The following is a 22674-nucleotide window of genomic DNA, read 5'->3' on the forward strand; positions in this document are numbered from 1 at the left end:
GCCGTCGCGCCGCCGCGCCGTTGACGGGTGCGGCGCCGTTGACGGGTGCGGCGCCGTTGACGGGTGCGGCGGGGCTCAGCCGTTCATACGGGTCGGCCCAGCTGGACGACCATGGCCGGGTCGCGGTGGTCGAAGAACAGCGAGCTGCCGCCGTCCGGTTCGGCGATACGGGCCATCCGCTCGGCGGTGAGCTGGAAGTCGAACACGTCGAGGTTCTGCGCCATGCGCTCGGCGCGTACCGACTTGGGGATCGCGACGACGAGCAGTCGTCACTCCCCCGCGGCGAGCGCCGCGCGCAGTCCGTCGAGCAGGACGCGCAGCCCGAACTCGAACCGGGCGTCGAAGTCGAGGAAGCGGTCGGCGGTGACCGCCGGCAGACTCGGGTGTTCGCTGATACGCGCGGCGACGGCGCTCTCGCCTCCGGCGTCGGCTGCGCCTTGCTGTTCGAGTGTCTCGCCCAGGATGAAGCTGAAGATCGTGGTGCAGGGCCACAGCGCCGACTCGGCGGGAAAGCCCGCGTCCATCATCGTCTCGACCATGGTGGCGGCGAGCGTGAACGTACGGGCGTGCCCCTTGGCGGCGTAGCTGCCGCCGACGATGCGTGCGCCGTCCCGCTGGGCCAGCAGGCACTCGCGTACGGCGTGCGCGAGTGCCTCCACCCGCTCCGCCCAGTCCGCGTCCTGGTCCAGCCGCACCCGGTCGGGTACGCCGGCCAGGACGGTCTCGGCCATCTCGTCGAGCAGGTCACGCTTGCCGCCGAACAGGCGGTAGAGCGCCGGGGGTTGCACACCCAGTACTCCGACGAGCTTGCGCATCGTCAGGGACTCCAGCCCTCCGGTGTTCACCAAGGCGAGCGCCGTACGCGCCACGGTCTCCGCCCGCAGTGGGGTCCCGCCTCTTGCCTGCCGCTTCTCGCCCGCGCTTGACATAGTAACGACGTTATCACTAATTTCCTTTACGTAAGTGATAACGCTGTTACCGCAATTGGGAGTGGACACCATGACGAGCGCGGCTCCTGCACGACCCACAACCGCCGCCGCCGACCACCTCGCTGTCGTGGTACGCCAACTGCGCTGGGAGGCGGACGGCGTACTCTCGGTGGAGTTCTGCGCGGCGGACGGAGGGGACCTGCCGCCGTGGCGTCCCGGCGCGCACATCGAGTTGGCGCTGCCCACCGGGATCACGCGGCAGTACTCGCTGTGCGGCTCCCCCGAGGACCGCTCCCGCTACCGCATCGGGGTGCTGCGTGAACGGGTGGGCCGCGGCGGCTCCGAATACGTCCATATGTTCCTGCGCCCGGGGCAGCCGCTGCGGCTGCGGGGCCCGAGGGACAACTTCGGCTTCGACCGCGCGCGGTCGTACCTGTTCATCGCGGGCGGAGTCGGGATCACGCCGATTCTGCCGATGGTCCATCAGGCCGAGGCGTGGGGCGTGCCCTGGCAGCTCGTCTACGGCGGACGCCGCGCCGCTTCGATGGCGTTCCGCGACGAACTGCGGCCGTACGGCGACCGGGTTCAGCTGTACCCGGAGGACGCGGTCGGCCGCATTCCGCTGGCACGCTGGCTCGACCGGGAACAGGAGGGAACCGACATCTACGCCTGCGGCCCCGAACCCCTGCTGACCGCGGTGGAAAGCGCCGGCGCGCACTGGCGGCCCGGCGCGCTGCACCTGGAGCGGTTCAAGGCGCGCAAGAAGCCGGCCCAGCAGAACAGCCCGGTGGAGGTGGTGTGCGCCCAATCGGACCGTACGGTCACGGTGCCGTCCGACACCAGCGTCCTGAGCGCCCTTGAAGGCGCGGGCATCCCGGTGGCCGGCTCGTGCCGGGAGGGCGTGTGCGGCACCTGCGAGACCCGCGTACTCGACGGCGAGCCCGACCACCGCGACGACATCCTGTCCGAGCAGGACCGCGCCACCGGTGACCGCATGTACGTCTGCGTCTCCCGGGCACGCGGCCCCCGCCTCGTACTCGACGTCTGAACGAGGCCCAGGACACTCCGGAACACCACGGGACCTCCCGGAAGCGACCCCGAGCCCGAAGCAAGCCGAGCCCGAAGCAAGCTCGACCCCCAAGCGACCCCGAGCCCGAAGCGGCCCGAGCCCCGAGCGACCCCGAGTGGGAAGGCCAGCACGTATGACCATCACCGACACGCCCCCCGTCAGCACCGGGGCCACCACACCGCAGACCGCGGCCGACGCCTACCGGTCCATAGACATGGAACGCGTCAGGCAGATCGTCGGACACCCACCGCAGTTCATCGCGGACAAGAAGGCGGACTTCGTCGGCGAGTTCGCCATGAGGTTCATCGCGCACAGCACGTTCTTCTGCATGGCCACCAGCGACGAGACCGGGCAGATCGACAACAGCCCCAAGGGCGACCCGCCCGGCTCGGTGCGCGTGCTGGACCCGTGGACGCTGGCCGTACCCGACCGCCCCGGCAACAAGCTCGCCGACTCCTTCGAGAACATCATGCGGAACCCGGCCGTCGGCCTGGTCTTCTTCGTACCCGGCATACGCGAGGCCGTGCGGGTCAACGGAGACGCGTTCGTCACCGACGACTCCGAACTGCTGCAGATGCTCGGCGCGGAAGGCAAGCCGGCCGTACTGGCCACCGTCGTCCGCGTACGCGAGGTGTACTCGCAGTGCGGAAAGGCGGTGATCCGCTCGAAGCTGTGGGACGGCGACCAGCGCGGCCTCGCCGAAGCCGTCATGCTGGGAGGCGATTTCGGCTCCCTGGCGGTGTCCGAACAGGCCAGCAAGATGACCGCCGCCCTGGGCGACCAGCTCTCCGGACTGGGCGACCTCCTGGAACACGACTACCGCCACGGCCTGTACTGACCTCCCGGCCCCGCCGGACCCCGGCGGGGTCGGGGCGAGGCGGCGTGCGCCGTACCGCCTTGTCGCCCGGACCGGTCTACGGGGAGCCGAGAGATGGCGACCAAGGAGGGCGGGCGGCGCAGTGTTCGGCGGTGGCCATGGTCGTCAGGTTGGTGTTGGCGGTGGGGAGGGTCGGGAGGACGGAGGCGTCGATGACGTAGAGGTTCTCCGTTCCGTTTACGGCGCCGTCGGGGCCCACGACGGCGTCCGGGTCCGTCGGCTGTCCCATACGGCAGGTGCCGGCGGCGTGTTGATAGGGGTTCACGACCGAGCGGATCGCGGTGGCGAGGCCGGCGGCGGAGTGCGTTGCCGCGAGGGGGCCGCGTTCCTCGCCGAGGAGGCCGGCCAGGGGCTCGGTGCGGGCGAGGCGGCGGGCGAGACGGAGGCCCGCGACCAGCCGGTCGGTGTCGCGCGGGTCCCGTAGCAGGCCGGGGTCGATGGCGGGAGCGGCGAAGGGATCGGCCGTGCGCGGCCGTAGCCGCCCCGTCGAATGGGGGCGCATCAGGGCCACCCACAGGGTGAGGCCCGTGGTTCCGTCGTCGAGGAGTTCGGGCCCGGAGGGGAAGAGGTGCAGGCCGACCGTGCCGTCCTCGCGCGAGGCCGTGGGGACACCGCCCGCGGTGTGCGGGTCGGGACAGGTGAGGTAGACCTGCAGTACGGGGGCCGTCGGAGGCGGCAGCGGCACGTCCACGGGAAACTGAAGGGTGACCGTCGGGTGCTCCCGCAGCCCCTGGCCCACGCCCGGCAGGTCGGCGAGCACGTCGATGCCCAGGGCCGCGAGGTCTTCCGCGGGGCCGATGCCTGATCGCATCAGTACGGCCGGGCTGCCGTACGCCCCGGCGGCCAGCACGGTGCGCCGGGCGCGGACCAGCGTTCCGCCGGCGTCCGCCAGCCGCAGCCCGACCGCCTTCCCGCCCTCGAAGACGACACGGTCCACATGAACTCCCGCGCGTACATGGAGGTTGGCGCGGCCACGTGCCCGGGCGAGGTACGTCAGGGCGGTGCTCTGCCGGACGTCGTCGACCCGGTTGACCGGTACGGGGCCCACACCGAGGGCGCCAGGAGCATTGTGGTCCGCCACCCGCGGGTGCCCTTCGGCCAGGCAGGCGGCCTCGAAAGCCCGCTGATGCGCGTTGAGTTCGTCCGCCCCGTGGCGGCGTACGGGGACGGGGCCTTGCGTTCCGTGGTACGCGTCGGCACGGTCCATGTCCCGTTCCACCTGTCGCAGGCTGGGCAGGAACTCCGCGAACGACCAGCCGTCACCCCCGTACGCCGCCCACGCGTCGTAGTCAGCCGGCTGCCCGCGCAAGGCGATGGCCGAGTTGATGGCGGAGGAGCCGCCGACCAGTTTTCCCCTGGTCAGCGCGACGCTCCGGCCGAGGGCACCCGGCTCGCTCACGTACCCCCAGTCGTGGCTGTCCGTCGCGGCCGGACTGGTGGCCACGTCGCCGGGCTGCTCCGCGCTGTCGGTGCCGTAGTCGGGTCCCGCCTCCAGCAGCAGTACCGAGCGCCCGGGGTCCTCACTGAGGCGGCAGGCCAGCACTCCTCCGGCCGACCCCGCGCCTACGACGACCACGTCCCAGACTCCGTTCACGGTCCTCCTCTCCCGTTGCGCGCCCGGCCCGCGCGCGCCTACGGACACCGCTGCCGCGTGCCGTGCGTGTGCCGTGTGCCGTGTGCCGTGCGGCGTGTGTCCGTGCTGCGTGTGCCGTGCGGCGCGGCTCATGTCCAGTGGTTCACGGCCCGTGGCCCTCGGCCCGTGTGAGCCTCGGCCCCGTGGTTCACGCCGTGTGGTTCACGCCGTGTGGCTCAGGCGGGCTTCCTGCCGCAGCTTCCTGCCGCTGTCGCGCTGTCCGGTGTGCCCGAAATCAACCTGCGCCTGGCCTGAGCATGGCACGCGCCCACAGCGCCCGCCTTCCGCGGGCGGAGAGCGTGCGCCCATCGGCTGCCTCCGAGATGCCGACAGTGGGAGTACGGGGTGACATGGCTGAGTACGGGCACGGGTGTGTGGGTGTGGCGGCCGGTACCGGTGGTGCCGATACCGGACCAGACCGCCGATTCCCGAGCCGGAACCAGTCAGCGGGCCCCAGGGGCTGCCGGGCCCCAGAGCTACCCGACCCCCAGACCCACCCGACCGCGAGATCCGCCAGACCCGCCAGACCAGCGAGACCAGCCAGACCAGCCAGACCAGCCAGCAGCAGGAGGAAACGCCGTGAAGCAGCCACCACCCGCGCAGCAGCAGAATCCGCCGGGCAGTACGGGCCTGATGCAGCCGACGCCCGACCACGGCGAGGAGAGCTACCGGGGGTCGGGGCGGCTGGAGGGCAAGAAGGCCGTCGTCACGGGTGGTGACAGCGGCATCGGGCGTGCGGTGGCGATCGCCTACGCACGGGAGGGCGCCGACGTTCTGGTCTCCTACCTGGACGAGCACGAGGACGCCAGGGAGACGGCACGCCTGGTGGAGCAGGCCGGCCGGAAGGCGGTGCTGCTCGCGGGAGATCTCGCGGTCCCCGCGCATTGCCGTGAGGTCGTGGCGACGGCGCTGAAGGAGTTCGGGGGCCTGGACGTACTGGTCTCCAACGCGGCGCAGCAGATGACCCACAACTCGCTGGAGGAGATCCCGGACGAGGAATGGGACCGCACACTCGCGGTGAACCTCAGCGCCCTGTTTCATCTGTGCAAGGCGGCACTCCCGCATCTGCGCGCCGGCGCCTCCATCATCGCGTCGACCTCCATCAATTCCGACATGCCGCCCCCGCAGCTGCTCCCGTACGACGTGACCAAGGCGGGGATCGCCAACTTCGTAGGGGCCGCCTCGCAGTTGCTGGCGGATCGGGGTATCCGGGTCAACAGCGTGGCGCCCGGCCCGATCTGGACGCCGCTGATCCCGGCCACCATGCCGGAGGAGGACGTGGCGAGCTTCGGCAAGCAGGTGCCGATGGGCAGGCCAGGGCAGCCGGCGGAGCTGGCGCCCGTCTACGTGATGCTCGCCTCCGACGAGTCCTCGTACGTCTCCGGGGCCCGTATCGCGGTCACCGGCGGCCAGCCGATTCTCTGAGCCGTATGGACGCCGATTCTGTGAGTCGTACGGACGCCGGCTCCGTTAGCCGGAGCCGTTCGGACGCCGGCTCTGTTAGCCGTTCGGACGCCGGCTCTGTGAGTCGTACGGGCACGGGCTGGTATCCGCTGCGCCTGACGACACCCGTCAAGCAGCACGTCTTCGGTGGCCGGTACATCCCCCGGTACCTCGGCCGCGACGGTATGCCCGAGGGGCGGATCGCGGAGACCTGGGAGGTCAGCGATGTCGAGGGGGACGGCGCCCACATCGTGAACGGCGCACTGGCCGGCCGCTCCCTGCGCGGCCTCACGGAGGAGTTCCCCGAGGAGCTGGTGGGGCGTGGATGGCGTGGCGGCCCGCGCTTCCCCTTGCTGACCAAGTTCATCGACGCGTATCGCCCGTTGCCCGTACATCTGCACCCCGACGACGAGGCAGCGCGCCGGCTGGAGGGTGAGCCGAACGGCAAAACGGAGGCTTGGCACATCGTGGCGGCTGCCCCCGGCGCCACGGCGCTGGTCGGTGTGCGGGAGGGTGTGGGCCGCGACGAGCTGCGACGGGCACTGCTCGCGCAGGACTTCGACTCCGTGATGCGCCGGCTGCCCGTCCTGGCGGGCCGGACCATCTACGTACCGGCCGGAACCCTGCACAGTTTCGGCCCTGAGACCCTGGTCTACGAGATCGAGCAGACCTCCGACCTCCAGCAGCACGCGATGCGTCACCGCATGGAGGACGGCAGTCCGATCCCTGACGACCAGTGGCACTCCCACATCGAGGCGCTGCTGGACGAGTGGAAGCCCGCACCGCGGCCGGAGTTCACCCCCGGTCTGACCCTGCCGAGCGGGGAGGGCACCGAACGCAGGGTCCTCTGCGCGGGACCGTACTTCGCGCTGGAACGGCTACGGGCACACAGCCACGCGGGCGCCCTCGTCCGCGCCTTCGACACGGCAGTCGTGCTGAGCAACGTGGGAACGCCGACCACTGTGACCTGCGGCCCGTTCAGCGAACCTCTGGGCCGCGCCAGCACCCTGCTGCTGCCCGCCGCGCTCGGTTTCGTGGAGATCCAGGCACCCGCCGACGTACTCATCGGTTACGTACCCGACCTGAACCACGACATCCGGACCCCTCTCCTGGCCGCCGGGCACCCGGCGGCGGACGTGGCCGCACTCGGCGAGGGACTGGGCGGACACTCGCCGACGGACCAGGGGACGTGACGGCCCAAGGGGCGGAGCGTCGGCGTGCACGCCGACGACCAGCGACCGACGACCGACGACCGGCAACCAGCAACCCGCAACCCGCAACCCGCAACCGACGACGGTGCGGGCAACGGCCCCACCGCCCGCCCCAACCCCTCGTCGCCCGGACGGGCTCGACGCACGTCGCGCGTATCCCCGCGTCGGGCTCGGCACCACGGCCTCCTCCGTGCTGGGCCGCCGTTCCGCCGCCGGCCCCCGGGCGGAGGATCACCGCTCGGGCAGGCCCGGTGCTGCCTCCGTACGGAAACGGGCCGTGGTGCCGTCCTCGCTCCAGCGGCGCAGTCCGGCCTTCTCCAGTACGCGAACGGAGGCCGGGTTCGCCAGTTCCACATCGGCGTACACCGTATGGACGCCGGGCATGCGCAGCGCGAACCCGATCAGGGCCCTGGCGGCCTCGGAGGCGTAGCCCCGGCCGCGCCGTGAGGCCACGATGCCGTAGCCGACTTCGAGGGCGCCGTCGGTCGGCGGCCAGAGGAGGCTGGTGGAGCCGACCACCAGACCGCTCTCCCGCTCGACGATCAGCCGGTGACCGTACGCGCCCGGCGTGCCAGTCCACTCGGTGATGAAGCCGGCGATGACGCGGTCGCCCTCGGCGGGGAAGTCCTCCGCCCAGTGCGCCATACGGCCGTCATCGAGAACGGCGTCGATCTCGTCGGTGACCCACGGCCGCAGCACGAGGCGTTCGGTGGTCAGTTCGGTACCGGTCGGGGGAAAAGAAGAAGACACGCGACACTCCTGGTCGTTTCGAACACCCGGACCGCTCACTTCCCTCGTGCGGCCCGGACAAGGGCATGGTGACGAAGTGGCTGGCGGGCCATGTTCATCGACCGCCCTGGTCGTGAGGCAGCGGGCACGCCGGGTTCGCGCGGCCCGGTTTCGTGCGTCGGCGGGGCTCTGTCAAGCACGTTCCGGCAGGCCGGAGTTGGGCACCCGGCGGACCGCAGGCCGACGGACGGCCGGAGCCGGAGCAGCACGCACGAGAGCGTTCCCCGGGCTCGCGCTTCGGCGGCGAGGGTTGCTCCGGTTGCTCCTCCGGTTGCGGCGGCGCCGACGGCACGCGCAAATGGCTGGAGAACCGGTACAGCCCACACCCGCGCCCGCGCTCCCCCACCCGGCACCTTCCCCTTCGACAATCTCTCCCCCTCGACCGCCTCCGCCCCCTCGTAAGAGCTCGACCATCTCCCCCGCCCAACCGCTCCCCGTATGGACTCGACCCCCTCCCCGTGAAGGAGCAGCCGCCATGGCCACGCGCAGTCCGCTGCTGACGCTGAACAACGGTGTCCGGATGCCCGCTCTGGGGCTCGGCGTCTACCAGAGCGCGCCCGAGGACACCGTGCCCGCTGTCGTCACCGCGCTCCAGGACGGCTACCGGCTGATCGACACCGCAGCCGCCTACGGCAACGAGAGCGAGGTCGGCGAAGGGCTCCGCCGCTCGGGCGTCGACCGCGACGAGGTGTTCGTGACGACCAAGGTGTGGATGACGGACTACGGCTACGACGCCACGCTGCGCGCCTTCGACACCAGCCTTGCCAAGCTCGGCCTGGAGCGCCTGGACCTCTACCTGCTGCACTGGCCCGTGCCCTCGGCTCAGGAGCAAACGGTCGCCTCCTACCGTGCGGCCGAGAAGCTCCTGGCCGACGGCCGTGCACGCGCCATCGGGGTGTGCAACCACAACCCCGCACACCTGCTCAGCCTCATGGAGCGCACCGACATCGTCCCCGCGGTCAACCAGGTCGAGCTGCACCCGCACTTCACCCAGGCCGAACTGCGTACGTTCGACGCCGCGCACGGCATCGTCACCCAGTCCTGGTCCCCGATCGGCGGCGCCAACCGCTACCTGGCCACGGAGGGAACCAGCGACCCCCTACAGGACCGGGCCGTCACCGCGCTGGCCGCCAAGTACGGCAAGACGCCTGCCCAGGTCGTACTGCGCTGGCACCTCGAACACGGGCTCTCCCCCATCCCCAAGTCCGTCAAGCCGCACCGCATCGCGGAGAACTTCGGCGTCTTCGACTTCGCCCTCGCCCCCGACGAGGTGGCGGCGCTCGACGCCCTCGACACCGGTGTACGCGGCGGCCCCGACCCGGAACAGGTCGGCCTCAACACACTCTGACCAGGCGCCCGGCACCCGGAATCCAGCACCCGGCCGATCCGGGAGCACGCCCCTATCCCCTCCCCCGTACGAGAAGGAGAGTACGCATGCCCACATGGAGCAACGACGAACTGAACCGGGTCGCCGGCACCGAGGAGATGCAGGTGGCGCCCCTCCGGCAGGACGGTTCGCTCAGCAGCTGGCGCACCATCTGGGTGGTCCGCGACGGCGACGGCCTCTACGTCCGCTCCGTCAACGGCCCCACGTCCCAGTGGTACCGCGGCACCCGGGACCGGCACGAGGGCCGTATCCGCGCGGACGGCATGGAGAAGGACGTCACCTTCGTCGACGCCGACACCGACGCGCACCCCACACTCAACGAACAGGTCGACGCCGCCTACCGGACCAAGTACGCGGACTACGCCGCCCCCCTCGAAGCGATCAACGGCCCCCAGGCCCGCACCACGACCATGCGCCTCGTACCGCACGCCTAGACCACAACGCGCGGGCCCCCGCCGCGCTGACGAGGCGGTTCATCGGGGCGAGCCAGGTCCTCCGGGACGGCTGCGCGGAGGGCCGCGATGGTTGCGGTGACCGCGGGGTGGCGGGCGGCACCGGCCCGGTAGGCGACCTCGGTCCTCCTGTGGAGGGGCAACCGCGTCAGTGCCACACCGGGCGGTGGGTCCACCACTCCGAGTTGCGGCACCAGGGCGACGCCCTGGCCCGCGGCGACAAGGGCCAGCACGGTGGCGAAGTCGTCCACTTGATGCCGGACACGTGGCGTAAAGCCGGCGGCTTGGCAGGCACGGAGGGTCATCGCGTGACACAGGGTCCCCGGGGTCGCCGTGATCCAAGGCAGGTCCTTCCCGTGCGCGAGCCCGGAGCCGCCGGCCCCCTCGTCCGGTCCGGGCGACCCGAACGCGAGGTACATGGGCTCGGTGCACAGGGGTTCGGCGACCAGACCGGGTTCATCGGGTGCCGGCACGAAGTCGTACTCATGGATCAGCGCCACGTCCAGGTCACCCGCGCGCAGGGCACCGGCGACCCCCACCGGATCGATCTCCAGCATCATGGGCTCCAGGTCCGGGTGCTGATGGACCAGGGAGGTCAGCGCCCCGAGGACCATTGCCCGGGTGGCGGCAGGGAAGGTGCCGATCCGCAGAGGGCCCGCCATGCCCTGGCGCGTGTCGGCCAGCTCTGCTGCGGCCTGTTCCAGCCGTTCGAGGACGGCGTCCGCGTGCCGGGCCAGGTTCTGTCCCGCGGGAGTGAGGCTGACCCTCCGTCCCGTTCGCTCCAGAAGCGGGAGGCCGGCTTCGCGTTCGAGAGCGCTCAATTGCTGGGAGACCGCCGAGGGCGTGAACGCGAGCGCCTCGGCGACGGCAGCGATGGTGCCGCGCAGGGACAGTTCCCGCAGGAGGCGCAGGCGCCGGACATCGAGCATCACCTCAGCTTACGCTCGGCCGAAGAAACGCGAACTGGACCTGCACGATGCCCTGGCGTCAGTCTCCACTCATGACGCAACCCGCATCCCTGCACGGAGTCCACGTACCGCTCGTCACGCCCTTCGCCCCCGAAGGACACATCGCGGAGGACTCCCTCGAAGAACTGGCCCGTGCCGTACTGGCAGCGGGCGCCACCGGGATCGTCGCGCTCGGTACGACCTCCGAGGCCGCCGCTCTCGACAGTGCGGAGAAGGCCACGGTCATCAGCGTCTGCGCCCGCGTCTGCCGGGAACACGACGCGGCACTGACGATCGGCATCGGCACCAACGACACCCGGGCCGGCGAACGCGCTCTCGGCGAGCTTGCGCACCGGCCGGAGATCACCGCGGCGCTGGTACCCGTGCCCTACTTCACCCGCCCCTCACAGGCCGGTGTCCTCGCGCACTTCGCCCACTTGGCACGCGTCAGCCCCGTGTCCCTGATCGTCTACCACGTCCCCTACCGCACGGCGCAGCCGCTCGACGCAGCGACCCTGCGTGCGCTGGGGGAGCTTCCCGGCGTCGTCGGAGTCAAGCTGGCGCAGGGCTGCGTGGACCGGGAGACCGTCGACCTGCTCGGCGACCTCCCGCCCGGCTTCGCGGTCCTGGCCGGAGACGATCTGTTCCTCTCGCCCCTGCTGGCGCTCGGTGCAACCGGCGGCATCCTCGCCTCGGCACACCTGGCCACCAGTCGCTTCGCGGAACTGGCCACCGCGTGGAGCCAAGGCGACCTCTCGCGGGCCCGTCACCTCGGACACGCCCTGGCGAGGCTGTCGACCGCTGCCTTCAGCGAGCCCAACCCCACCGTGATCAAGGGCGTTCTGCACGCCCAAGGACGCATCCCCACCCCGGACGTACGCCTCCCTCTGCTGCCCGCCCACCGCGACTCGGTGACGGATACGCTCAAGCGCCTGGCCGACCTGGGGGGTTGACCCCGTGGACGGCTGTGCCGGACGGGCCGCTTGACGCCCTCCGGCACCACAGACCACCTCTCCCCAGCAAGCGTACGAACGTACACTCTGACCTGTACGCTCGCTCCATGAAGGACTACTTCGCCAGGGACCCGCGTACGAACCGTGAGCGCATGCTCGCCGGAGACCTCTACATCGACGACGATCCGGACAACGCCCGTATCCAGGACCGCGCGGTGCGGCTGTCCGCCGCGTATCAGGACGCCTATGTGAAGGACGCGGACGCCGCGCAGCCGCTGCTCGTCGAACTCCTGGGCTCCGTGGGCGAGAACGTGCGCATCAGGCCGCCGCTCTTCGTCGACTACGGCAGTCATCTCAGCGTCGGTGCGCGTACGTTCGTCAACTACCACCTCACCGCGCTCGACGTCGCGCCCATCACGATCGGCGAGGACTGCCAGATCGGCCCGAACGTGCAGTTGCTGACGCCCACTCACCCTCTGGAGCCGCAGCCCCGGCGCGACAAGCTGGAGGCGGCCGAGCCGATCACCATCGGCGACAACGTGTGGCTCGGCGGCGGCGTGATCGTGCTGCCCGGTGTCACCATCGGCGACGACAGCGTCATCGGCGCCGGTTCCGTCGTCGCCAAGGACATCCCGGCAGGCGTCGTCGCCGTGGGCAACCCCGCGCGGGTGCTCCGCACGCTCTACGAGAAGCGCAGGCAGTAGGAAGCAGCGTGGGCAGTAGGAGCAGCGCGGGCTGCGACAAGTCAGCGCAGGCACGCTGAGCCGGCGCAAGCACGGTGAGCAGCGCAGGAAGGAGGAGAGCACCAGTGGCAACCGGGCACACCGATCCCGACCGGCGTGAGCGCATCATCGGCGCCGCGCTCGGCCTCATCGCCGAGGAGGGCGTCTCCGGCGTCTCCCACCGCAAGGTCGCCGCACGCGCCGAAGTACCGCTCGGGTCGATGACCTACCACTTCCGGAACAGGGACGAGCTGCTGCGCGAGGCGTTCACGCGTTTCTCGGCCACCATCACCGACCTGTTCGAACAGCGGCTGGGCACGGCCGGCACCCCCGACGAGGCACGTGAGGCGATCGTCGATCTCGTCCACCACCTCTCCCGCGGCGACCAGCGCCAACTCGTCCTCACCCACGAGCTGTACACGCTGGCCGCACGGCGGCCCGCCTACCGGGAACTCACCCGCGCATGGATGCGCCGCACCCGCCGCATCCTCGAACGGCACTTCTCCCCCGGCACCGCACGTCAGCTCGACGCCCTCATCGAGGGGCTCGCGATCCACCGCGCGCTGGACACCGAACCCCACGACAGGGCCCTCACGGCGGAGGCCGTCGCCCGTCTCACCGGGGCGGACGGCACACCGTCGGACGGGGCGGACCGCACACCGTCCACCGGAGCGGGCCGTACACCGCCGAGCCGGTCGGACCGCACACCGCCGAGCCGGGAAGGTCGCGCTCCTTCCGTGTGATCGACGGCGAGTGGCAGAGTCCCGCCATGGACCGATCACTGAGTGCGGCGGAGTGGGAGTCAGGGGCCGCGGCCTTCCCCCGGCAGTTCGCGCTGACGAGGCGCTTCGCGCTGGGCACGGTACGGAACCTGTCGGTACCGGGCGATGGCACGCGCGTGCTGTTCGTCCGTACGGGAGACGGCGCCGACCCGGTGTCCCGTCTGTGGCTGTGGGAGGACGGCGCGGAGCGTGAGCTGGCGGGACCCGGCACGCTGGGCGCCGCGCCCTCCGGGCCCGGGTCCGAACCGGAACGCGCGGCACGCGAGCGGACCCGCGAGCAGGCCGTGGGGGTCACGGACTACGCGGCGGACAGCGCGGGAAGCCTCGTCGCCTTCACGGTGGGCGGCGCCCTGTGGGCGGTACGCACGGCGGGAGGCCCGCCCTTCCGCGTACCGGTCGAGGGCCCCGTCACCGACCCGCGCCCCTCCCCCGACGGCACCCTCATCGCGTACGTACGCGAGGGCACCCTGTGCGTGGTCAGCCCGGCCGGACCTGACCAGCACCACAGGCCAGGCGACGCGGACGGTGAAAGTGCCCTCGGCGCCAGGGAGTTGGCCGTGCCGGAGGGTCCCGGGGTGACGTACGGGCTGACCGACCACGTCGCTGCCGAGTCGATGGGACGGCTGCGGGGCCACTGGTGGGCGCCGGACGGCAGCGCCCTGCTGGTCGCGCGGGTGGACACCGCACGGGTCGCGCGCCGCTGGCTGTCCGACCCCGCGCATCCGGAGCGCCCGCCGCGCGCGATCCCGTATCCGGCGGCGGGCACGGCCAACGCCGAGGTGACCCTGCACCTCGTGCGGCTGGACGGCACCCGCACCGAAGTGGACACCCGGCGTACCGGGTTCGAGTACGTGGCCACCGCCCGCTGGGACGGGTGGGGGCCGTTGGTGACGGTGCAGAGCCGGGACCAGCGCACGGTGCTGACCCTCGCCGCCGATCCGGCCGACGGCAGCACCGAGGTGCTGGACATGTGCGAGGACGAGCACTGGGTTGAGCTGGTTCCCGGCACGCCCTGCCGTACGGAGAGCGGCGCTCTCGTGCGCACGTCCGACGAGGGGGACACGCGCAGGCTGACCGTCGCCGGCACGGCGGTCACCCCTCCGGGGCTCCAGGTGCAGGCGGTGCTGGGCACGGACGGCGAGGCCGTCTGGTTCTCCGCCGTCCAGGACCCGACCGTGGAGCACGTGTGGCGCTGGTCGCCCGGCGCCGCGCCGGAACAGGTGAGCAGGGCCGACGGAGTACACGGCGCCGCCGTGGGCCGGGGCACTGTCGTCCTGGACGGGCTCACTCCGCGCGGGCAGCGGGTGACGGTGCTGCGCGCGGGCCGCGCGGCGGGCGGCGTCGATGCGGTGGCCGAGGAGCCCGCGCTGCCGCCGGAGCCGCTCTTCCTGACGCTCGGGGAACGCGGGCTGCGCGCGGCCCTGTACCTGCCCTCCTGGTGCAGGCCCGGCACGGCGCCCCCGCGCTCGCTGCCCGTACTGCTGAACCCGTACAGCGGGCCCGGCATGCGGCTGGTGGTGCGGGCGCGGCACTGGGCTTCCTGTGTGTCGCGGTGGTTCGCCGAACAGGGCTTCGCCGTCCTGGTGACGGACGGCAGGGGCACGCCAGGGCGCGGCCCCGCGTGGGAGAAGGCGGTCAGGGGCGACCAGTTGACGCCCGTACTGGAGGACCAGCGGGACGCGCTGCGCGCCGCCGCCGTCGCGCGCCCTTTCCTGGACCTGGACCGGGTCGCGATACGCGGCTGGTCGTTCAGCGGCACGCTCGCCGCCGCCGCCGTGCTGCGGCACCCGGACGTCTTCCACGCGGCCGTCGCGGGCGCCGGGCCCTCCGAGCAGCGCCTGTACGACACGCACTGGAAGGAGCGGTTCCTCGGGCATCCGGATCAGGAACCCGGGAACTACGACAGCAGTTCGCTGATCCAGGACGCTCCCCTGCTGCGCCGTCCACTGCTGCTGATCCACGGTACGGACGACGACAACGTGGCCTTCGCGCACACCCTGCGCCTGTCCGCAGCGCTGCTCGCCGCCGGGCGCGACCACTCCGTGCTGCCGCTGCCCGGCGCCTCACACCTGGTACGCGACGAGGCGGCGGCCGAGCAACTGCTGCCGTTCCAGGCCCGGTTCCTCAAGGACGCACTCGCCCGCTGAACGGGGCGGCTGAGCACGGCGGCCGAACGCGGCGGCGCCGTGCCCGCTCCCCCCGGGTACGCGTGGCCGTCGAGCGCGGCGGACGTTCAGCTCTTCCAGTGGCGGATCACGTCCCCTGCCGTGGTGACGGTCGAGACCAGGGCCAGGGTGTTGCTGACCATCGCGGGGGTGTAGTCGGCGGGCACTCCCGCGATGGCGTCGGCAGGCACGACGGCGGTGTAGCCGAGGTTGACGGCGTCGAACACCGCATTGGGTATGGCCACGTTCGCCGAGACGCCCGTGACGACGAGCGTACGGATGCCGAGGTTGCGCAGCAGCGCGTCGACGTCGGTGCCCGCGAGCGGTGAGAGCCCGTGCAGCCGCCGCACGACGAGGTCCTCTTCCGCCACCGGAACCGGGTCCGCGATACGGACTGCGTCTGTCCCGGTGAGCTGCTGTACGGGCAGCCGCCCCGCCGCCCGGAACAGGCGCGCGTTGTGGTTGGCTCCCCTGCCGTCGGGGCGGCGCTCGGCCACCGCGTGCATCACCTGCACGCCCGCCGCGTGTGCCGCTTCCGCGAGGGCCGCCACCCGCTCCAGCGCGCCCGACTCCCGTGCCTCCTTGGCGAGTTCGGGCAGCGCGCTCTCCTCGCCGACCACGCCGCGCTGGCACTCGACGGTCAGCAACGCCGTGGTGGTGGGTTCGAGCAGTGCGGCAAGCCGGTCGTCCGGGGGCATGCGCTCCCCTTTCGTCGATTTTCGTCGATTTTCGCTGGATTCCGTGGGATCCCGACGGAGTCGCGCCCTGGTGGCACCTGTACCGGCGGCTGCGCCGTCGGCGGCGGCAGGATAGAGGGCATTGCGCGAGCCCGGAAGAGCGTCCATGATTTCTGACACCTAGTCAGGAACCGCGGAGTACCGGGAACGGGGAGGCGTGGTACGCATGGCCGTCACGGAGCAGCGGCGGGGACGCCGGATCATGATGACGCGGCAGGAGCGCGACGCGTTCCTGGAGACGCGGCGCACCTGCCGGGTCGCGACCGTCGGCGCCGGAGGCACGCCGCATGTGGGCGCGCTCTGGTTCTGGTGGGACGGCAAGGCGCTGTGGCTGTACTCCGTCACCCGCAGCAGGCGCTGGGCGCAGCTGAGCCATGACCCCCGTATCGCCGTCGTGGTGGACGACGGCGAGGAGTACGGCGAGCTGCGCGGCGTGGAACTGTCCGGCAGCGTGGAGTTCATCGGCGAGGCACCCCGCACAGGAGAGCCCTGCCCCGAACTGGCCGACCCCGAGCGGCACTTCCCCGCGAAGTACTTCGGCATCGACGAGATGCCGCACGACGGCCGCCACGCCTGGCTGAGGCTGACGCCCACCTCCGTCGTCTCCTGGGACTTCCGCAAACTGTCAACTTGACCCGGCCCTGAAGGATCGGGCTTGGAGGTAGCGCCCGGCTGGCTGCTGGGTGGGCTCCTCCGTCCAGACATCCCTAGGGGGTGGCAGGGACGCGTGACTCACGCCCCGCAGTCCACGCAGCCTCGCCCTTGCGGGCGACGTTGCGGGAAGCGTTCCGGTCTGCGTGGGCAACGACCCCGCAGTTCCGGCAGGTGAAGACGGCCTGGCCTGCCCGGTTCTTCTTGTCGGTGTGGCCGCACTCGGAGCACTGCTGCGAGGTGTAGGCCGGATCGACGAAGACCACGGGCACGCCAGCCCTGCGGGCCTTGTAGACGATGAAGTCTCCGAGCTGGGCGAAGGCCCAGGAGTGGAGGGCGACCCTCCCCCAGCCTCCGGCCGGGAGGTGCCCCCAAGGCTTGCGGAGCCGTACCCTCTGCCGGATTCCCTTGAGTTCTTCCAGGGAGATACCGGCGGAGGTGCGTTCAGCCTCGGTCACGATCGTCTTGGCGATGATGTGGTTGGTGTTGGCGGCGTGGCGCTGCTCTTTGCGGCGACGGTTCTTCAGCCGCCGCTTGGCGGACTTGGTGCCCTTGGCCTGCAACTTGCGGCGCAGGTCGAGCTGTCGCCTGCGGTGCCGGTTCAGGCCGCGCCCGGCGGCCTTGTAGCCGGTGGAGGCGGTGGCGATACCGGCGATGCCGAGGTCCACGCCGATGAACCCGTCGGGCTCGTACTGCTCAGCCTCGGGTACGTCACAGACGGCGACCAGGTAGAACACGCCGTCACGCTCGATCAGGTCGGATTCGCCCTGCCGGTGTTCCCGCAGCAGCTTGAGCGCGTCCGAGGAACACACGAACGGGATGTTCCTGATGCGCCCGGTCGTCGTCCAGATGGACACGGTCTGCGCGTCGTACTGCCAGCTCAAACACCGGTCGTCGTACGGGTGGGCAGCCTCGGGGCGGAAGAGGACCGGCTTCGTCCCGGCCCTGGTCCGGCGCTTCGACCCCGGCTTGCCGAGGTTCCCGGCCTTGATGTTGGCCTTGAGCGTCGTATACGCGTCGCGGACCTTCTTGATCGTGTGCTGGGCGGCCTGCGCCCCCAGCCCCCGCGACCTCAGCTCGGCATAGGTGTGCTTGCGCAGCTCGTATTCACGCGGGACACCGCGCTCGAACGCCACGGCCGACGCCCAGTTTGCCGCCTCGTTGACCGTGCGCAGGGTCAACGACAGCGCGGCGGCATGGTCGGCCTCCGGCATCAGCTTCACCTGTGTGACGATCTTCACCGGGTGATCGTAGCATTGATCTATGTCACCACGCTGGGAGCCAAACCCCGTTATCCGCAGGGGTCGTACGGTCGTCCACACCCTCCACGCGCATTTGGTCTTCACGCCCAAGTACCGGCGCGGACCATTCACGGACGAGATCCTTCGACGCTGCGAAGAAGTCATGCGCGCCGTCTGCGCCGACTTCGAAACAGAGCTGGTCGAGTTCAACGGCGAGAGCGACCACGTACACCTCCTCGTGCACTACCCGCCGAAGGTCTCCCTGTCCCGGCTGGTCGGCTCACTCAAGGGCGTGTCCGCCCGCAGGCTCCGCCAGGAGTACCCCGGCCACATCCGCAAGTACCTGTGGGGCGAACACTTCTGGTCACCCTCGTACTTCGCCGCATCGTGCGGGGGCGCACCCCTGTCGACCATCAAGGAGTACATCGGGAACCAGAAGCATCCCGACTGAGGTCAACAGTGCGCACCCGTGCTCCACTGCGAGTCAGAACAGTCCAGAGAAGCGCTTCCTCCCGGGCGTGAACGCCCGGGGTTCCGCACTAGATCATGCTGAAGAAGGCGTGCTCCTCGTCGCCGGACGCGAACACGGACGCCGACGCGGACGCCGACGTGGACCCGGACGCCGACGTGGACGGTGAAGGGTGATCTGGTGGCTGAAGGCCCGCCGCGCGCCCACCCTGCTGCTGGCCTCCTACGGCACGTTCGTCGTCCTGGTGCTGCTGTTCCAGGGCGTGGTGGCCGGCCTGCCTTCCCTCCTCGCAGGAGGCGACAACCCCGTAGTGGCCACGTTGATGGCGCCCGTACCTCTGTGCGTGGCACTGCTGGTGTCCTTGGACTCCCCCGTCTGCACTCCGCCGAGGACACCGGCGTCCGGCGGGTACGGGTCATGGATGCCGGGCTGGTACTGACGGTGGTCGCCGCGGCAGTGCTGGCCGGCCTCGTCATCGGCTCTCTTCTCGATTCGCCCAGCGCGCTGGCGGTGGGCCGCAACACCTGTTTCCTGGTGGGCCTGATGCTCTGCGCGCGCCCGCTCATGGGGGCGCCCGCGGTCATGGCTCCCGTCGTGTGGCTGCTCGCGGTGATGCTCTTCGGCTTCGGCCAGGGGCACCCCTACTTCTGGAGCGTGCTCCCCCGTGCCAACGGCGACCCGATCGCCCTCACCGCAGCCGCCGTGGCACTCGCCGGCGGCCTGACGTGCCAGCTCACCCTCCGTCCGCGAGCCGCCTCCTGACCGCCGGGCAAGAACGGAAGAAGACCCCATGCCCCTCGAACTGTCCTCCTGCACCTACTCCTACCGCCCCTGGTCAGCGCCCGTTCTCAGCAGCCTCGACTACTCCCTCGCGCCCGGACTGACCATCCTGCTCGGGCCCAACGGTGCCGGGAAGTCCACCCTTTTGCGCCTCGCCGCCGCGGTGACCTACCCCCGTACCGGAACGGTCACCTACGAAGGCACCTGCTCGCGCAGCCGGGCCTACAGGGCTTCGGTGGGGTGGATGCCGCAGCAGATCACGGCCATGGCCGGGCTCACCGCACGGGAACAAGTCGCCTACAGCGGCTGGCTGAAGGGCATGAACAAACGCGAAGCATGGGACTCGGCCGCACAGGCACTCTCCCGCGTCGACCTGCTCCCGCAAGCCGACATCAGGACCAAGCAGCTCTCCGGCGGCCAACTCCGCCGTGTCGGAGTCGCCTCCGCCCTCGTCCACGGCGTACGCGTCCTTCTCCTGGACGAACCCACCGCCGGCCTGGACCCCAGGCAGCGCCGGGTATTCCGCGACGTCCTGGCATCCTTCGCGGACGACGTCCACGTTCTGCTCTCCACCCACGACGTCACCGACCTGGCCGAAGAGTGCGATCAGGTCACCGTGTTGGACGCCGGGCGCATCGTCTTCACCGGCGAGACGCACGACTTCCTCGGCCACGCGCCCGCCGGTACCACTCCCGGCCGTCTGGCCGAGGCGGCCTACTCCGCACTCAGCGACACCGACGCGTACCTGTAGGCGGCACCCCCGGGCGCGTACGGCTTCTGTACGTTGCGGACGGGCTTACCCGCGTCGGTGCTGCCGGCAACACGGTCAGGCAGGCCGGCCGCGCGCAACTGGCGGCGGTCGGCCTACCTGCCTGCTCAGGTGTAGACGCCCCTGAACAGCACGAAGCTGAGGACCAGCCCGACGACGAGGCCGGCGATGGAGACCCCGAGCGCGGTGTTCGCGAGCCGTTCGTTCTTGGACTTGGCGACGGCGCCGCAGACGATGCCCGCGATCCCGAAGGCGGGCGGGCAGAAGACGAACGCCACAGCACCGAGCACGATTCCGACGATGCTCAGCGTGTTGGAGTCGCTGTGGCCCGACCCCGGCGGCTTGTAAGGCGGCGGCGGCCCGGAATAGGACATGACGTCGATCCCCCCATACGAATTGTCAACAACGGCTCAACGACGACACACCTTAGAGGTAGTGACGCGCTGTGAACAGTCACAGCTCCGGGGGCTGCCGCGCGCTCACCTTCTCACTCGTACCGGCGATGCTCGTCCGGCCTGACGGCGGCGGCGAGGGCATCGGCGAGCCGTTCCATGTCGCCCGTGACCAACTCCGAGACGGTCAGCCGCAGTCCGGGAGGTGAAGCCAGCCGGAAGCGGGCACCCGGAGCGGCGGCCCAGCCGGCCTGGAGCAGGCGGGCCACGGCGCCGGTCTCGTCGGACACGGGCACCCATACGTTCATGCCGCTGCGCCCGTACGCGGTGATGCCCCGTGCGGCCAGCCCCTCGAGCAGCGCCTCGCGCCGCCGGTCGTAGGAGCGGGCCACCTCCACGGGGTCGAAGGAGCCGTCCCGCCACAGGTGGAAGACCGCGCGCTGGAGGAGGTGGCTGACCCAGCCGGGACCGAGGCGCTGCCTGCCACGCACCCTGTCCACGGTGAGGTGGTCGCCGGTCAGTACGGCGAGGCGCAGATCGGGCCCGTACGCCTTGGCGGTGGAGCGCACCAGTGCCCAGTGCCGGGTCGCACCCGCCAGGGGGTGCAGGGCAAGGCCGACGATGCCGTGACCGTGGTCGTCCTCGACGAGCAGGGTGCCGGGGCGCGCGGCGAGCACGGCCCGCAATTCCCGGGCGCGCGGCTCCGTGACGGCGGCGCCCGTCGGGTTCTGTGCCCTGTCGGTGACGATCGCGGCGCGTGCTCCCTGGGCCAGCGCGCGTTCCAACTCGCCCGGCAGCGGCCCCTCCTCGTCCACGGCGACAGGCAACGGGCGCAGCCCGAGCGCGGGGACGAGGTCGAGCAGACTGCCCCAGCCCGGGTCCTCGACGGCGACGGTGTCGCCAGGGCGCAGGTGCGCGCCGAGGACGCGTTCGATGGCGTCGAGCGAGCCGGAGGTGACGGCCACGGGCCCCGGGGGTACGCCGTCGGCGTCCAGGGCGCTGCGGGCGAGCGCGGCGAAGTCCGGGTCGGCCGCGGGTGCGCCGTAGAGCACGGGATGCGTGTGCGCGCTGGCCGCCGCTGCGGCGAAGGCGTCCCGGAGGGAAGGCAGCAGCGCGCGGTCGGGGTTGCCCGTCGAAATGTCGGTGACTCCCTCCGGCGCCTCGACCCTGAGCGCCTCGCGGGACGTACTCGCCGGCCTGGCCCGCACTCTGCTGCCGCGCCGCCCGGCCGTCTCGATGACTCCGCGCTCGCGCAGATTGCGGTAGGCGGCGGCGACGGTGTTGGGGTTGACGCCCAGTTCGGTCGCCAACTCCCGCAGCGGGGGCAGCACTTGGCCGGGCGGCAGCTCGCCCGAGCCGACCCCCCGCTCCACACTGGCGGCGATCTCAGCTGCGCGCCGCCCTTCGATCCTGTATTCTCCTAGCACAAAAGACAGTATGCACTAGTACAAAAGATTTCGCCAGGGGAACAGGGAGAGCACCGTGACCAGTCACGCGTCCACCGGACAGGCAGCACCGACCGGCACCGCAGCCGGCGGTTCCTCCTCCTACGCCCGCACCTCGCGCACCACACCCTCTCGGTCCCGCGAACGCGTCGCGTACGACCGGGAGTTGGTGCACTCGATCCTCGACGACGACTACGTCTGCCACCTCGGCTTCGTCCGCGACGGCCTCCCCGCGGTGCTGCCGACGCTCTACGCGCGCGTGGACGAGCACCTCTACGTGCACGGCTCGACGGGCTCGCGCCCGCTGCGCGAGGCGAGCGAGTCCGACCCGGGTATGCCGGTGTGCGTGACGGTCACCCGCGTGGACGGCCTGGTGCTGGCCAAGTCCGCCTTCCACCACTCCATCAACTACCGCACAGTGGTGGCGCACGGCATCGCCCACCAGGTCACCGACCACGAGGAGCGGCTGGCCGCACTGGACGCCATCGTCGAGTCCGTACTCGCGGGCCGCGCCGACGACTCGCGCAGGGCCAACGCCAAGGAGCTGGCGGCCACCGCCGTCCTCCGCCTCGACCTGGAGGAGGTCTCGGCCAAGACCCGTACCGGCGGCCCGAACGAGGAGCGCGAGGATCTCGAACTCCCGTACTGGAGCGGCGTCCTGCCCGTCACCCGTACGTACGGCACGCCCGCGCCCGCCGAGGAGACGGCGCCCGGCACCCCGCTCCCCGCCTACCTCACGGCGGACCGGCTCACCCCCCGCTGAGACGTCTCACCGCACGCTGACGCCACCGCTCGCTGACCTCCCACCGCACGCTGACGCCACCACCGCGC

Annotated in this window: 24 protein-coding genes and 1 pseudogene; 16 read left to right on the forward strand and 9 right to left on the reverse strand. The window is 71.3% G+C overall.

Annotation, left to right across the window (positions count from 1 at the left end; translation table 11 throughout):
- Window positions 1–83 precede the first annotated feature (83 nt).
- Both NMN56_RS27680 and NMN56_RS27685 read right to left on the reverse strand, forming a co-directional pair.
- Window positions 84–260, reverse strand: a pseudogene (locus tag NMN56_RS27680) (aldo/keto reductase); the annotation flags it as partial.
- 9 nt (window positions 261–269) lie between these two features.
- Window positions 270–929, reverse strand: coding sequence for a TetR/AcrR family transcriptional regulator C-terminal domain-containing protein (locus NMN56_RS27685; protein ID WP_274046354.1), 660 nt, complete (start codon window positions 927–929; stop codon window positions 270–272).
- Window positions 930–999: 70 nt separating this feature from the next.
- On the opposite strand from NMN56_RS27685, the gene NMN56_RS27690 reads away from it, so the two are divergent.
- Together NMN56_RS27690 and NMN56_RS27695 are read left to right on the forward strand one after the other, a co-directional pair.
- A complete protein-coding gene (locus tag NMN56_RS27690; protein WP_274046355.1) occupies window positions 1000–1977 on the forward strand; it encodes a PDR/VanB family oxidoreductase in 978 nt (325 codons plus the stop codon).
- Between the two features lie 154 nt (window positions 1978–2131).
- Window positions 2132–2836: an MSMEG_1061 family FMN-dependent PPOX-type flavoprotein gene (locus tag NMN56_RS27695; RefSeq protein WP_274046356.1), complete on the forward strand. Its 705-nt coding sequence runs from the start codon at window positions 2132–2134 to the stop codon at window positions 2834–2836.
- A 76-nt stretch (window positions 2837–2912) separates the two neighbouring features.
- Here the strand turns inward: NMN56_RS27695 and NMN56_RS27700 are convergent, their stop codons facing one another.
- Entirely contained in the window at window positions 2913–4469 is a 1557-nt protein-coding gene (locus tag NMN56_RS27700; RefSeq protein WP_274046357.1) for a GMC family oxidoreductase, read from the reverse strand.
- 672 nt (window positions 4470–5141) lie between these two features.
- Here NMN56_RS27700 and NMN56_RS27705 point away from each other — a divergent pair.
- Window positions 5142–5933 (forward strand): SDR family oxidoreductase, encoded by a 792-nt coding sequence (locus NMN56_RS27705; RefSeq protein WP_274046400.1) that lies wholly within the window; start codon window positions 5142–5144, stop codon window positions 5931–5933.
- A 98-nt stretch (window positions 5934–6031) separates the two neighbouring features.
- On the forward strand, window positions 6032–7144 hold the full coding sequence (locus NMN56_RS27710) for a type I phosphomannose isomerase catalytic subunit (RefSeq protein ID WP_274046358.1): 1113 nt from the start codon (window positions 6032–6034) through the stop codon (window positions 7142–7144).
- A 249-nt stretch (window positions 7145–7393) separates the two neighbouring features.
- Here the strand turns inward: NMN56_RS27710 and NMN56_RS27715 are convergent, their stop codons facing one another.
- Window positions 7394–7912 (reverse strand): GNAT family N-acetyltransferase, encoded by a 519-nt coding sequence (locus NMN56_RS27715; RefSeq protein ID WP_274046359.1) that lies wholly within the window; start codon window positions 7910–7912, stop codon window positions 7394–7396.
- 514 nt (window positions 7913–8426) lie between these two features.
- Here NMN56_RS27715 and NMN56_RS27720 point away from each other — a divergent pair.
- Window positions 8427–9299 carry an aldo/keto reductase gene (locus tag NMN56_RS27720; RefSeq protein WP_274046360.1) on the forward strand — a complete coding sequence of 291 codons (873 nt, stop codon included), beginning with the start codon at window positions 8427–8429 and terminating at the stop codon, window positions 9297–9299.
- A gap of 86 nt (window positions 9300–9385) precedes the next feature.
- Entirely contained in the window at window positions 9386–9772 is a 387-nt protein-coding gene (locus NMN56_RS27725) for a DUF2255 family protein (protein ID WP_274046361.1), read from the forward strand.
- Here NMN56_RS27725 and NMN56_RS27730 read toward each other — a convergent pair.
- Complete coding sequence (locus tag NMN56_RS27730; RefSeq protein ID WP_274046362.1) at window positions 9769–10719, reverse strand: LysR family transcriptional regulator; 951 nt, start codon at window positions 10717–10719, stop codon at window positions 9769–9771. The two genes, NMN56_RS27725 and NMN56_RS27730, sit on opposite strands and share 4 nt — an antisense overlap.
- Before the next feature lie 71 nt (window positions 10720–10790).
- Between NMN56_RS27730 and NMN56_RS27735 the strand changes: the two genes are divergently transcribed.
- From NMN56_RS27735 to NMN56_RS27750, 4 genes are all read left to right on the forward strand, one after another.
- Window positions 10791–11690, forward strand: coding sequence for a dihydrodipicolinate synthase family protein (locus tag NMN56_RS27735; RefSeq protein WP_274046363.1), 900 nt, complete (start codon window positions 10791–10793; stop codon window positions 11688–11690).
- 107 nt (window positions 11691–11797) lie between these two features.
- Window positions 11798–12394 carry a sugar O-acetyltransferase gene (locus tag NMN56_RS27740; protein ID WP_274046364.1) on the forward strand — a complete coding sequence of 199 codons (597 nt, stop codon included), beginning with the start codon at window positions 11798–11800 and terminating at the stop codon, window positions 12392–12394.
- 104 nt (window positions 12395–12498) lie between these two features.
- Window positions 12499–13155, forward strand: coding sequence for a TetR/AcrR family transcriptional regulator (locus tag NMN56_RS27745; protein ID WP_274046365.1), 657 nt, complete (start codon window positions 12499–12501; stop codon window positions 13153–13155).
- Between the two features lie 26 nt (window positions 13156–13181).
- Complete coding sequence (locus NMN56_RS27750; protein WP_274046366.1) at window positions 13182–15341, forward strand: S9 family peptidase; 2160 nt, start codon at window positions 13182–13184, stop codon at window positions 15339–15341.
- 86 nt (window positions 15342–15427) lie between these two features.
- Here the strand turns inward: NMN56_RS27750 and NMN56_RS27755 are convergent, their stop codons facing one another.
- Window positions 15428–16057, reverse strand: coding sequence for a cysteine hydrolase family protein (locus NMN56_RS27755; RefSeq protein ID WP_274046367.1), 630 nt, complete (start codon window positions 16055–16057; stop codon window positions 15428–15430).
- Between the two features lie 205 nt (window positions 16058–16262).
- Between NMN56_RS27755 and NMN56_RS27760 the strand changes: the two genes are divergently transcribed.
- Window positions 16263–16730, forward strand: a complete 468-nt coding sequence (locus NMN56_RS27760) for a pyridoxamine 5'-phosphate oxidase family protein (RefSeq protein WP_274046368.1) — start codon at window positions 16263–16265, stop codon at window positions 16728–16730.
- Window positions 16731–16803: 73 nt separating this feature from the next.
- On the opposite strand, the gene NMN56_RS27765 is transcribed toward NMN56_RS27760, so the two are convergent.
- On the reverse strand, window positions 16804–17988 hold the full coding sequence (locus NMN56_RS27765) for an RNA-guided endonuclease InsQ/TnpB family protein (protein ID WP_274046369.1): 1185 nt from the start codon (window positions 17986–17988) through the stop codon (window positions 16804–16806).
- A 22-nt stretch (window positions 17989–18010) separates the two neighbouring features.
- On the opposite strand from NMN56_RS27765, the gene tnpA reads away from it, so the two are divergent.
- From tnpA to NMN56_RS27785, 4 genes are all read left to right on the forward strand, one after another.
- Complete coding sequence (gene tnpA, locus NMN56_RS27770) at window positions 18011–18439, forward strand: IS200/IS605 family transposase (RefSeq protein ID WP_274046370.1); 429 nt, start codon at window positions 18011–18013, stop codon at window positions 18437–18439.
- 190 nt (window positions 18440–18629) lie between these two features.
- Window positions 18630–18896 (forward strand): hypothetical protein, encoded by a 267-nt coding sequence (locus NMN56_RS27775; protein ID WP_274046371.1) that lies wholly within the window; start codon window positions 18630–18632, stop codon window positions 18894–18896.
- Window positions 18875–19219, forward strand: coding sequence for a hypothetical protein (locus NMN56_RS27780; protein ID WP_274046372.1), 345 nt, complete (start codon window positions 18875–18877; stop codon window positions 19217–19219). The genes NMN56_RS27775 and NMN56_RS27780 overlap by 22 nt, the downstream gene beginning before the upstream one ends.
- A 28-nt stretch (window positions 19220–19247) precedes the next feature.
- Window positions 19248–19988: an ATP-binding cassette domain-containing protein gene (locus tag NMN56_RS27785; RefSeq protein WP_274046373.1), complete on the forward strand. Its 741-nt coding sequence runs from the start codon at window positions 19248–19250 to the stop codon at window positions 19986–19988.
- Between the two features lie 125 nt (window positions 19989–20113).
- On the opposite strand, the gene NMN56_RS27790 is transcribed toward NMN56_RS27785, so the two are convergent.
- Together NMN56_RS27790 and NMN56_RS27795 are read right to left on the reverse strand one after the other, a co-directional pair.
- Complete coding sequence (locus tag NMN56_RS27790) at window positions 20114–20380, reverse strand: hypothetical protein (protein WP_274046374.1); 267 nt, start codon at window positions 20378–20380, stop codon at window positions 20114–20116.
- A 113-nt stretch (window positions 20381–20493) separates the two neighbouring features.
- On the reverse strand, window positions 20494–21825 hold the full coding sequence (locus NMN56_RS27795) for an aminotransferase class I/II-fold pyridoxal phosphate-dependent enzyme (protein WP_274046375.1): 1332 nt from the start codon (window positions 21823–21825) through the stop codon (window positions 20494–20496).
- Window positions 21826–21880: 55 nt separating this feature from the next.
- On the opposite strand from NMN56_RS27795, the gene NMN56_RS27800 reads away from it, so the two are divergent.
- The gene (locus tag NMN56_RS27800) at window positions 21881–22606 is read left to right on the forward strand and encodes a pyridoxamine 5'-phosphate oxidase family protein (protein ID WP_274046376.1); all 726 of its coding nucleotides are present in this window, start codon (window positions 21881–21883) and stop codon (window positions 22604–22606) included.
- The last annotated feature ends 68 nt before the right edge of the window (window positions 22607–22674 follow it).

This window comes from Streptomyces iconiensis (genome assembly GCF_028657195.3).
GTDB lineage: Bacteria > Actinomycetota > Actinomycetes > Streptomycetales > Streptomycetaceae > Streptomyces > Streptomyces iconiensis.

Coding starts and splice junctions, on each gene's coding strand:
- NMN56_RS27735 (WP_274046363.1), top strand. CDS start 10,791: ATGACGCAACCCGCATCCCTGCACGGAGTCCACGTACCGCTCGTCACG.
- NMN56_RS27705 (WP_274046400.1), top strand. CDS start 5,142: ATGCAGCCGACGCCCGACCACGGCGAGGAGAGCTACCGGGGGTCGGGG.
- NMN56_RS27690 (WP_274046355.1), top strand. CDS start 1,000: ATGACGAGCGCGGCTCCTGCACGACCCACAACCGCCGCCGCCGACCAC.
- NMN56_RS27760 (WP_274046368.1), top strand. CDS start 16,263: ATGGCCGTCACGGAGCAGCGGCGGGGACGCCGGATCATGATGACGCGG.
- NMN56_RS27780 (WP_274046372.1), top strand. CDS start 18,875: ATGGATGCCGGGCTGGTACTGACGGTGGTCGCCGCGGCAGTGCTGGCC.
- NMN56_RS27755 (WP_274046367.1), bottom strand. CDS start 16,057: ATGCCCCCGGACGACCGGCTTGCCGCACTGCTCGAACCCACCACCACG.
- NMN56_RS27790 (WP_274046374.1), bottom strand. CDS start 20,380: ATGTCCTATTCCGGGCCGCCGCCGCCTTACAAGCCGCCGGGGTCGGGC.
- NMN56_RS27750 (WP_274046366.1), top strand. CDS start 13,182: ATGGACCGATCACTGAGTGCGGCGGAGTGGGAGTCAGGGGCCGCGGCC.
- tnpA (WP_274046370.1), top strand. CDS start 18,011: ATGTCACCACGCTGGGAGCCAAACCCCGTTATCCGCAGGGGTCGTACG.
- NMN56_RS27730 (WP_274046362.1), bottom strand. CDS start 10,719: ATGCTCGATGTCCGGCGCCTGCGCCTCCTGCGGGAACTGTCCCTGCGC.
- NMN56_RS27720 (WP_274046360.1), top strand. CDS start 8,427: ATGGCCACGCGCAGTCCGCTGCTGACGCTGAACAACGGTGTCCGGATG.
- NMN56_RS27740 (WP_274046364.1), top strand. CDS start 11,798: ATGAAGGACTACTTCGCCAGGGACCCGCGTACGAACCGTGAGCGCATG.
- NMN56_RS27725 (WP_274046361.1), top strand. CDS start 9,386: ATGCCCACATGGAGCAACGACGAACTGAACCGGGTCGCCGGCACCGAG.
- NMN56_RS27785 (WP_274046373.1), top strand. CDS start 19,248: ATGCCCCTCGAACTGTCCTCCTGCACCTACTCCTACCGCCCCTGGTCA.
- NMN56_RS27695 (WP_274046356.1), top strand. CDS start 2,132: ATGACCATCACCGACACGCCCCCCGTCAGCACCGGGGCCACCACACCG.
- NMN56_RS27685 (WP_274046354.1), bottom strand. CDS start 929: ATGTCAAGCGCGGGCGAGAAGCGGCAGGCAAGAGGCGGGACCCCACTG.